The organism is Accumulibacter sp., from assembly GCF_023806565.1.
Lineage (GTDB): Bacteria > Pseudomonadota > Gammaproteobacteria > Burkholderiales > Rhodocyclaceae > Accumulibacter.
Map to the genome: position 1 here is coordinate 1 of NZ_JAMTDV010000126.1, position 9,386 is coordinate 9,386.

Annotated in this window: 10 protein-coding genes; 7 read left to right on the plus strand and 3 right to left on the minus strand. The window is 66.5% G+C overall.

All coding sequences use genetic code 11. The features are described from left to right. The first annotated feature begins 54 nt into the window (after positions 1 to 54). From NFV80_RS14855 to gpmI, 6 genes are all read left to right on the plus strand, one after another. Entirely contained in the window at positions 55 to 1,458 is a 1,404-nt protein-coding gene (locus NFV80_RS14855) for a DUF4062 domain-containing protein (protein WP_296759171.1), read from the plus strand. 140 nt (positions 1,459 to 1,598) lie between these two features. Continuing rightward, positions 1,599 to 1,772, plus strand: coding sequence for a hypothetical protein (locus NFV80_RS14860; RefSeq protein ID WP_295331673.1), 174 nt, complete (start codon positions 1,599 to 1,601; stop codon positions 1,770 to 1,772). A 51-nt stretch (positions 1,773 to 1,823) separates the two neighbouring features. Continuing rightward, positions 1,824 to 2,537 carry an AAA family ATPase gene (locus tag NFV80_RS14865; RefSeq protein WP_295331681.1) on the plus strand — a complete coding sequence of 238 codons (714 nt, stop codon included), beginning with the start codon at positions 1,824 to 1,826 and terminating at the stop codon, positions 2,535 to 2,537. After that, the gene (locus NFV80_RS14870; RefSeq protein WP_295331674.1) at positions 2,538 to 3,431 is read left to right on the plus strand and encodes a hypothetical protein; all 894 of its coding nucleotides are present in this window, start codon (positions 2,538 to 2,540) and stop codon (positions 3,429 to 3,431) included. It begins immediately after the preceding gene. Positions 3,432 to 3,436: 5 nt separating this feature from the next. Next, positions 3,437 to 5,029: a formylglycine-generating enzyme family protein gene (locus NFV80_RS14875; RefSeq protein ID WP_296759175.1), complete on the plus strand. Its 1,593-nt coding sequence runs from the start codon at positions 3,437 to 3,439 to the stop codon at positions 5,027 to 5,029. Positions 5,030 to 5,160: 131 nt separating this feature from the next. Next, positions 5,161 to 6,801, plus strand: a complete 1,641-nt coding sequence (gpmI, locus tag NFV80_RS14880) for a 2,3-bisphosphoglycerate-independent phosphoglycerate mutase (RefSeq protein ID WP_295331676.1) — start codon at positions 5,161 to 5,163, stop codon at positions 6,799 to 6,801. A gap of 135 nt (positions 6,802 to 6,936) precedes the next feature. Here gpmI and lysA read toward each other — a convergent pair whose 3' ends face one another. Together lysA and NFV80_RS14890 are read right to left on the minus strand one after the other, a co-directional pair. Next, a complete protein-coding gene (gene lysA, locus NFV80_RS14885) occupies positions 6,937 to 8,181 on the minus strand; it encodes a diaminopimelate decarboxylase (protein WP_295331677.1) in 1,245 nt (414 codons plus the stop codon). Continuing rightward, positions 8,178 to 8,369: a lipoprotein gene (locus NFV80_RS14890; protein WP_295331678.1), complete on the minus strand. Its 192-nt coding sequence runs from the start codon at positions 8,367 to 8,369 to the stop codon at positions 8,178 to 8,180. The genes lysA and NFV80_RS14890 overlap by 4 nt, the downstream gene beginning before the upstream one ends. Before the next feature lie 25 nt (positions 8,370 to 8,394). Between NFV80_RS14890 and cyaY the strand changes: the two genes are divergently transcribed. Further along, positions 8,395 to 8,718: an iron donor protein CyaY gene (gene cyaY, locus NFV80_RS14895; protein WP_295331679.1), complete on the plus strand. Its 324-nt coding sequence runs from the start codon at positions 8,395 to 8,397 to the stop codon at positions 8,716 to 8,718. Positions 8,719 to 8,744: 26 nt separating this feature from the next. On the opposite strand, the gene NFV80_RS14900 is transcribed toward cyaY, so the two are convergent. Continuing rightward, complete coding sequence (locus NFV80_RS14900; protein WP_295331680.1) at positions 8,745 to 9,200, minus strand: ferritin-like domain-containing protein; 456 nt, start codon at positions 9,198 to 9,200, stop codon at positions 8,745 to 8,747. Positions 9,201 to 9,386 lie beyond the last annotated feature (186 nt).

The window sequence follows — 9,386 nt, forward strand, 5'->3', positions numbered from 1 at the left end:
TCGTGCGCACCCAGAGCTCGGTGCGCGGGACGCTTATCACCGGAACAACCAAGCATGAAACTCTACCTGTCTTCGACGTTTTCCGACCTGGAAAACGAGCGGCGGGCGGTCAAGGATGTGCTCGGCGGCCAGTACGCGGTCGTCGAGAGCTACGAGGCCGATCCGCGACCGCTCTGGCAAAGCTGCGTCGCCGATGTCGCGACGTGCACGATCTACGTCGACATCGTTGGCCTGCGCTATGGGTTCGTTCCGCCGGGGCAGCGCAAGTGGATCACCGAACTCGAATTCGACGCGGCGCTGGCGGCGAGTCTGCCTTGCTTTGTGTTCGTCCGCGACGCCGAAGCCATCCCGGCCTCACGGACCGACCTCTACACGAAGGATAATGATCCCGCGCTGATCGAAGCCTTTCGCGCGCGCCTTTCGTCCGGGGCGAGCGACATCCCGCGGCCGGCGCGGTTCACCACCGCCGACGATCTCAAGGTGAAGGTTCTCAGCGCCCTGCCGCGGCAGCCGTCGCCAGCGCCCGCCGAGCGCATCGTCGAGCCGCCGCCACCACCGAAACCCGGCGCTGCGCCGCCGCGCACCGAACTGCAGAAGCTGCTCGAGAGCTACCAGCGGCAGAACTGGCCGACCTTGAGCACGCAGCAGAGCTTCACGCGTACGAAAGTGCCTTCGGGAATCACCGCTTCGCCGAGTGCGGAGAGCGTCTTCGATCTCGCGCGAACTGCTCCGGTCGAGCGGCTGCTGGTGGCGACGCGTCGCTTTTTTCTCGATCGCGGATCGCGGGCCTGGGCGAACAGCTCGCCGACCGACGCCATCGTCTACAGCGCGATTGTGCGCATCGCGCTGGTAGCTGCCGAACGCTACTTCGAGGCGCCGTGCCAGGCCGAGGCGCAGGCTCGCAACGATCATGATCCGATGCTGAGCCGGAATCGGCTCGTGGCGACCATCGAGGCGGCGATACGGCTGGGATTCGGACTGTGCCATTCTCCAGGCAAAGACGAAGCGGAAAACGTCTTTTCGCTGGTTCATCCGATTCCGGAACCCGGAATGCGCGACGAGGGAGGTCTGGCGCCTTCGCGCAGCGAATTGCGGGCAACCTTGCAGCGTCGCTCGGTCGACGTCGATCGGAAGCTCGGCGCTGGCTATCTGCGCGAGCTGATCCGTGAACTCGAGGAGGACCAGGGAACCGCGCTCGTCGTCACCAGCAATGCGACCGGGCGCTTCGCGAGCGGCGAACGGCGCGCCGAACTGCAGGCGTACCTGCGGGGCGACTTCGGCGTCCGAAGTTTCTTCCGGCAGCCGTCCGACGGCGAAGTGCCCGGCTGGTTGAAGGCGATCGAGTCGGATCTGCGCGAAACCTTCGAGCCCATCCTGCAGCCGGCGTCACCGCCGGATCGGGCGAACGAGGACCGGGCAGGCGAAAGCGACCCGCAAGCTTCCGGGCCACCCCAGTGAGCGACGCAGCACACGCCACCGCAAAGCGGGCGCCACGGACGTACGCGCCGATCCGGGCGACGCTCGCCCCGTTCTGGACCGACCTCGAGCACTCCTGGCCCGCTTTTCTCGCGCTCTTCCACTGACTGACAGGCAAACCGATGACCGCCACCCTCCGCCCCAACTTTCCCTTCGCCACCCTGCAGCCCGGCGCTGTCCAGGAACTCAGGGAATCTCCCGGCCAGGCGCGCGCCTGGCATCAGTGGTCGGCGGCCGAACTCGACGCGCTGACGCTGGCCTACGCGGCGCGCCGGCCGCTGCTCGTGCGCGGCTAGCCGGGCACCGGCAAGACGCAGCTCGCGCGCGCCGAGGAAGAACTCGCCGACCTGAAGCGCTACTGGCGGCCCGGCGTGTTGTGGAAGGCCTTCGGCTGGGAGTCGGCGCAGGATTTCCTTGCCGACGCCGAGCGCGGCATTGATCCGGCGGCGCCGGTCGGGCACGTCGTCCTCATCGACGAGATCAACAAGGCCGACAGCGACCTGCCGAACAGCCTGCTCGAAGTCCTCGCGCAGCGCAGCTTCCGCGTCGAATCCCTGCCTCACCCGATCGGCGGCCCGAATGTGCAGTCGCCGCTGATTGTCATCACCACCGACGAGGAGCGCGAGCTGCCGGCGGCCTTCCTGCGCCGCCGCATCGTCCTGACGCAGCAGCCGGACCCCGGAATGCGCTATCGCGACTGGCTCGTCCAGCGCGGCGCGGCGCATTTCGCAGAACTGCCGGCGGAACTGCCGAACGCCAGTCCCCGACGCGCCGAGCTGACCGCGCCGGTGATTCTCGAGCAAGCAGCCGAGCAGCTGGTCAGCGACCGACAGCAGGTGAGCAGCCTCAACCTGCCACCACCCGATCTCGCCGAATACCTCGACCGGCTCTACGCGCTGCACGAACTTTTTCCCGGCGAGACCGGCGCGCAGCAGCAGTGGCTCGGTCGCCTCTCGGCCTACGGCTATCTGAAGCACGGCGTCGTCGCCGGCCAGGCCAGTGTGTCGCAGACGCGAGCGCCGGTCGCGGGCCTCGCCGAGCGGCCGGCGGAGAACGGCTGAATGAGCCGTCGCGGCTTCGCCGGCCGCGCCGACCTGCTGCGTGCGGCGGTCGCCGTGGTCGGTGCGCAGGCGGTCGGTAGCAAGGAGACGACCGCTGCCGACCTGGCACCGATCGCCCGCCTGCTCGACCTGCATCCGCAGCCGCAGCGAGCGGAAACGAGCAATCTGCCGGCCGACGCGCGGCAGCAGCTCGTCGCCGCCAGCGGTCGCAGCGAAGGGGTGGCGCGGGCCACGGCAAGCAGCCGCCGGCCACCGCTTCCGGCGGCGCATTTCGCGCTCGTCGAGACCGCGGCGACGCCGCCGCGCCGCGAGCCCTTGCCGCTGCTGACCCGTGCCGACTGCCAGCCGCGACGATCCGGCAGTGCGCCGTACTCGCCGCTGGTCGGCCGCACGCGACTGTGGCCGGCGCTGCAGCGGGCGCTGGCGTCGCCGCGCCGCTGGGGCGGCGAGCTGGCGGTCGTCGTCGATCTCGCGCAGCGGCTGGTTCCATACGACACAGACTACCGCGAGTTGCTCGGCGAAGTACGCCGGCGGCACGGCGAGGGCGGTCTGCGGCTGTGGGTCGTCGATCACTCGCCGTTCGCCGCGCGCCCGCTCGCCGCGCCCGCCCGCGCGTCGCCGGCCGCTGCCGGACCGATTCCCTTGCCGCCGCCGGCAACGCGGGTGCTGATCTTCGGCGACCTCGGCCTGCTCGCCGAAGATCCCGGATGCTTCGCGGCATGGCAGGAGTTCACTCGCCGCCTCGCCGAGCACGGCGCGCCGCCGGTCGCCTGGCGGCCGATGTCGGCGGCGCTGGTACCGGCGACGGCGCTGCGTCATAGCGAGCTGCACTGCCTCGACGGCGCGCACGGCCTGCGTCCGCTGTGCGCCACGCCGGCGCAGCCACGCCGGTAGCTGCTGTGCCCGTGCCGGCTGGCAAGCCGCCGTTCGGCGCGGCGGCGCGGCACCCGCTGCTGCCGGCGCTGCTGGCCTGCTGCGTCCGCGTCGAACCGGGTTTGTTGCGTGCCCTGCGCCTCCTCGACGCCGACTCCGCCGCCGAACCCGGTCTCGAGGCGATCGTGTGGTCGTACGCGTCGGCACTCGCCGCCGGCAGCCGCTTCTGCGAACTCACCCCGGCGTGCGTCGCCGACTACCGCGATCGCTTCGCCGAACAAGCTGCCGCCCGGCAGCGGCGAGCGAAGAATTCCTCGCGCGGACCGGCGAGGCGCGCGACTGGTTCACGCGTTTTGGCTCCGCCGCGGCCGAGGGGGTCGGCGACGCCGCCGGCTACGCGGACGATCTCTTCCATCGCCACGGCGGCGACCGCGCGTGGATCGAGGCGAACTCGTCGCTGCTGGCGCCGATCTGGGCGCTGGCCGGCGCTGACCATCGAGGGCGGCGTCTTCTGCAGCCTGCGCGGCGATGCCGGCTGGCGCCGGCGGTGGATCGAGCCGCGCACAGAACCGCTGACGCTGCCGATCGCAGATGCAGCGAAGCTCGCCGCGATCGCCATCGAAAATGGTCGCCGCCATTATGGTCTGGCGCGTCTGCACCGCCCGCCATGGTCGAAGGAGCTGGCGCGCGACCGCCACGGTCTGTATCTCGACGTGGAATTGGCCGGCGTCGTGCAGCACTTTCGCTGGCTCGACCCCGGCGAGTTCTGGATGGGGTCGCCGGAAGACGAACCCGAACGAAGGGAAAACCAAGGACCGTGCCACCGCGTGCGCTTGAGCGCAGGCTTCTGGCTCGCCCACACCGCCTGCACGCAGGCGCTGTGGGCGGCGGTGATGGGCGGGAAGAATCCGAACCGTTTTCGGGACGATGCACGCAACCCGGTCGAGAAAGTCTCGTGTGATGACGTGAGTGCTTTCCTGCACCGTCTGGTTCCGCTGCTTCCCGGCGTCGCTGCCGATTTGCCGACCGAGGCCGAGTGGGAATACGCGTCCCGGGCGGGCAGCGAAACGCAGTTCCATTTCGGCGCGACGATCACTCCCCAGCAGGCGAACTACAATGCGAAACACCTCTATGACAGATGGAAGAAAGGCAAGTCCCGGCGGAAGACTGTGCCGGTGAAGTCTTTCGCACCGAACGACTGGGGTCTCTACGAAATGCACGGCAACGTCTGGGAGTGGTGTGCCGACGGGCTCCGGGACTATGCTGGCGAGATGGTCGAGGATCCGCGTGGCGCGGAGGTCAGAGCCCCCCCGGGTCGTGCGCGGTGGCTCGTGGGGCAGCGGGGCCAGGGGGCTTCGCTCCGCATTTCGCGACATGGGGCCCCGCGCCATGTGCTACGGGAGTCTCCCCGCCCAGGGGTTTCGCTTTGCCCTGAAGTCCACCCGCCGGCGACCGATTTCGGCTGCGTCCTGCACTGCCGCGGTCGTCGACGCTGCGCTGCGCTCCTCCTCTCCATCGGAGCAGCGAGCATCCCACCCTCGCCAGCGCATGCCGTACTTCCGATGCGTCCCGCCATCAGTTCCTGCTGCACCCGAGCGTGGTCCGAGCGAAATTCTTAACTATCTGTTATATAGCCATATTTCTTGTCGCTCCGGGAATCGCGGCTTGCGCTATACTGTGCGTGTTGTTGCCGTCGTTCGACCCATGGCAACCTTTGTACACGCCTTTTCACTTCCCCCAGGAACCCATCATGTTGCAGAAACTTGCCTCCTTCCCAGGCATCCCGGGCCCCGTCGTGACCATCGTCATGGACGGCTACGGAATCGCCAAGTCCGACCTCGGCAGCGCCATCGCCGCGGCCAGGAAACCGACCCTCGACAGTCTTTTCGCCAATTTCCCGAACATCACGCTGCGCGCCCATGGCACGGCCGTTGGCATGCCGTCCGACGACGACATGGGCAACTCCGAGGTCGGCCACAACGCCATCGGTGCCGGCCAGGTGTACAGCCAGGGCGCAGCGCTGGTGGCCGACGCGATCGAGACCGGCTCGATCTGGCGGGGTGACGCCTGGCAGCAGATCGTCGCCGGCGCCAAGGGCAGGCGGGGTGTCATCCATTTCCTCGGCCTTTTTTCCGACGGCAATGTGCACAGTCACATCGATCACCTGCGGGCAATGGTCCTGCGCTGCCGGGAAGAAGGTGTGCGAACGGTGCGCGTTCATGTTCTGCTCGATGGACGGGACGTCCCCGAAACGAGTGCCCTCGACTACGTGCTTCCTTTCGAAGCGTTTCTCGCCGAGGTGAGCGGCGCGGACTTCGATGCGCGCATTGCGTCCGGCGGCGGCCGCATGAACATCACCATGGACCGCTACGAGGCGAACTGGAAGATGGTCGAGAAGGGCTGGCAGACGCACGTACTCGGTGAAGGCGAACGGTACGCCAGCGCCTCGGGGGCAATCACGGCGCTACGCAGCAAGTTTCCGGTAACGATCGACCAGGATCTGCCGCCTTTCGTCATCGCCGACGACGGCCGGCCGGTCGGCACGATCGAGGACGGCGACTCGGTGGTTTTCTTCAATTTCCGCGGCGACCGCTCGATCGAGATCACCCGTGCCTTCGAAGAAAGCGCTTTCGACAAGTTCGATCGCGTCCGCGTACCGCGCGTCACCTACGCCGGCATGCTGCAGTATGACGGCGATTTGAAGCTTCCCAAGCGCTTCCTGGTCGATCCGCCGGCGATTCTCGATACGATGGGCGAGTGGTTCGCCCGATCCGGGATTACCCAGTTTGCCTGTTCCGAAACGCAGAAGTTTGGGCACGTGACCTACTTCTGGAACGGCAACCGATCGAACCGGTTCGACGGCGAGACCTACCAAGAGGTGCCCAGCGACGTCGTGCCGTTCGAGCAACGTCCGTGGATGAAGGCAGCGGAGATCGCCGACGCGATGATCGACGCCCTCAGGAGCGGCAGCTACCGGACGCTGCGCTGCAATTTCGCGAATGGCGACATGGTCGGCCATACCGGCAGCTTCCGCGCCGCGACGATGGCCATCGAGGCGGTCGATCTGCAGCTAGCGCGCATCCTGCCGGTGGTCAAGGCGCTCGGCGGAGTCGCGCTGATCACTGCCGATCACGGTAACGCCGACGAAATGTACGAAATCGACAAGAAGAGCGGACAGCCGGCAAGGAACGCCGACGGATCGTTCAAGGCGAAGACCTCGCACACGCTGAATCCGGTGCCATTCCTCCTCTACGACCCGGTCACCGGCGGCAAACTCGGGCTCAGGCAGCTTCCCGGCGCCGGCCTGTCGAACATTGCCGCGACGATCACCAATCTGCTCGGCTTCGAGAAGCACGCCAAGTGGGACGAGACTCTGCTCGACGTCCGCTAGGAAGGCTCGCCACGGCAGTTGGCGATTGCGCAGGCACGTTTCGACGATCGGTCGAAACGTGCCGACGGAACCTGTAAGGCGCGCGCGCTCGGCGGGTGCGTCCAGCGACGGCCTGCAACAAGCCCGCCGATCAATTCAGGGCAGGCGCCGTTCGAGCGCGTAGAGTTCCTCGATTTCCTCGCGCCGGCGGACAAGATGAACGGCCGATCCGTCGACCATCACTTCGGCCGCGCGCGGCCGGCTGTTGTAGTTCGAACTCATGACCATGCCGTAGGCGCCGGCCGACAGGATCGCCAGCAGGTCGCCGTCGGCGAGTGCCAACTCCCGGCCGCGACCGAGGAAGTCGCCCGATTCGCAGACAGGACCGACGATTTCCCAGGGAATCGAAGTCGCCGGCCCGCTAACGACGGGCACGATGTCATGCCAGGAGCCGTACAGCGCGGGGCGGGCGAGGTCGTTCATCGCCGCGTCGACGATGGCAAAATTCTTCGCGTCGCCAGTCTTCAGGTACTCGACGCGCGTCAGCAGCACGCCCGCGTTCCCGACCAGGCGACGGCCCGGCTCGACGAGGATCTGCAACCGACGTTGCCCGATCTTCTCGAGCATGGGCTGCAGGTAGGCGTGGACGGTTGGCGGTTCCTCGTCACGATAGCGGATGCCCAGTCCGCCGCCGAGATCGATGTGGTGCAGCACGATGCCGTCGGCCGCAAGCTCATCGAGAAGCGCCAGAATCTTGTCGAGCGCTTCGGCAAACGGCGCGGGGTCGAGCAGCTGCGAGCCGATGTGGCAATCGATGCCGGTCACTCGGAGATTGGGTAGCCTGGCGGCCTGCCGGTAGAGCGCGCGCGCATCCTGGTAGGCCACGCCGAACTTGTTTTCCTTGAGACCGGTCGAGATGTACGGATGTGTCCCCGCGTCCACGTCCGGATTGACGCGCAGGCTGACCGGCGCGGTCTTGCCCAGCCCGCGGGCCACCATGTCCAGGCGTTCGAGTTCGGCGGCGGATTCGACGTTGAAGCAGAGAATGCCGGTTGTGAGTGCCAGCTCCATCTCGGCGGTGCTCTTGCCGACACCCGAGAAGACGATCTGCTGCGGATTGGCACCGGCGGCCAGCACCCGCCTGAGTTCGCCGCCGGAAACGATGTCGAAACCGGCGCCGCGACGCGCGAAGACATCCAGTACGGCGAGATTGGAGTTGGCCTTGACGGCGTAGCAGACGAGTGCGTCGAAACCGAGCAACTCGCGCTGGAACTCCTCCAGTGCTGCTTCGAGGGCCTGCCGCGAGTATACCCAGCAAGGTGTACCGAACTGCCGAGCGATGTCGATCAAGGAGACCGATTCGGCGTGCAAGACGCCATCCCTGCGGGCGAAGGCACTCATCGGGCAGCGTCGCCGGGCGTGTTAGAATCCTTGGCAACCGCACCTGCTGGCGCTTGTGCCGGGTTGCCGACGCTGGCGGGTGGGGTCGCCGTCTGTACCGGCGGCAGGATCAGTGGGCCCTTGGTGCCGCAGGCCCCCAAGGCGATCGTCGCCAGCAGGACCGGCGAAAGGTGTTGCCGCATAGTCATGAAAAATTGGGGATGTTAGCACAGGATGAATGACAAGGAATTCGACGCGCTTGCCGACGCGGCGCTCCAGCGGATCGAACTCGCGCTCGAACGAAGCGGCGCCGATCTCGACTTCACGATGGTTGACGAGCAGGTGCTGGAGATCGAATTCCCCGACGCGAGCAAGATCGTCATCAACCGCCACAATGCCGCAAAGGAGATCTGGGTTGCCGCCAGATCGGGAGGCTTTCACTACCAGTGGAACTCGGACGCGGGCTGCTGGCGGGACACGCGCCACAACCAGGAACTGTTGTCCGCCCTTTCCGAGCTCGTGTCGGAACAGGCCGGGGAACGTGTATCCCTGAGCTAGCAGCTCCCGTCGGCGCAGACGGTGCGTCAGTCCTGGAATGCCTCGGTCTCCCCTGGTCGTCTCAACATCTTGTTGACTTCGTCGCTGTGCAGTTCTTCGTCGACGATCAACTCGCGGGCGTATTCCTCGAGTAGCACGTTCTTTCCCGCGACGATCTCAAGCAGCCGGTAATACGCAGACTTGGCCATGGTTTCGTGCGCGAGACTTTCGCGCAGGATATCCCCGATGTCGTGTTTGTGGGTTTCGAGCAGCGGGCCAATGCCCAGCGAAGGATGACCGCCGAGCAAGGTCACCATTTCACCGGCACGACTGGCGTGAACAAGGCTCTCCTCGGCGTTCTTTTTCATCCAGTCCACAATCGGGATGCGGTTGTACCCATAAACCATCAGCGCATAATGCGTGTAACGGACCACACCCGACAGTTCAAGCTCCATGATTTCATTGAGCACGGCAATTGCTTTTTCACGGTCGAATTCACTCACTTTGATTCTCCACAGGTTGGCGCCGGACCGTCGGCCCTGCCTGCGACTGGTGTGGCGCCACCACCAATCGCCCCGATATTTGCTGGTCGCGAAGCTCCTCGTCGGCACGGACACCGATCATACGTCGATAGTCAGAACGCCAGTTGCAGACGAACGCCGGCGACCGTAGAACTCGGCAGGTACAGG

Excerpts from the sequence above, each read along its gene's own strand:
- NFV80_RS14855 (WP_296759171.1), top strand. The coding sequence starts at position 55 with ATGAAACTCTACCTGTCTTCGACGTTTTCCGACCTGGAAAACGAGCGG.
- NFV80_RS14860 (WP_295331673.1), top strand. The coding sequence starts at position 1,599 with ATGACCGCCACCCTCCGCCCCAACTTTCCCTTCGCCACCCTGCAGCCC.
- NFV80_RS14870 (WP_295331674.1), top strand. The coding sequence starts at position 2,538 with ATGAGCCGTCGCGGCTTCGCCGGCCGCGCCGACCTGCTGCGTGCGGCG.
- gpmI (WP_295331676.1), top strand. The coding sequence starts at position 5,161 with ATGTTGCAGAAACTTGCCTCCTTCCCAGGCATCCCGGGCCCCGTCGTG.
- lysA (WP_295331677.1), bottom strand. The coding sequence starts at position 8,181 with ATGAGTGCCTTCGCCCGCAGGGATGGCGTCTTGCACGCCGAATCGGTC.
- NFV80_RS14890 (WP_295331678.1), bottom strand. The coding sequence starts at position 8,369 with ATGACTATGCGGCAACACCTTTCGCCGGTCCTGCTGGCGACGATCGCC.
- cyaY (WP_295331679.1), top strand. The coding sequence starts at position 8,395 with ATGAATGACAAGGAATTCGACGCGCTTGCCGACGCGGCGCTCCAGCGG.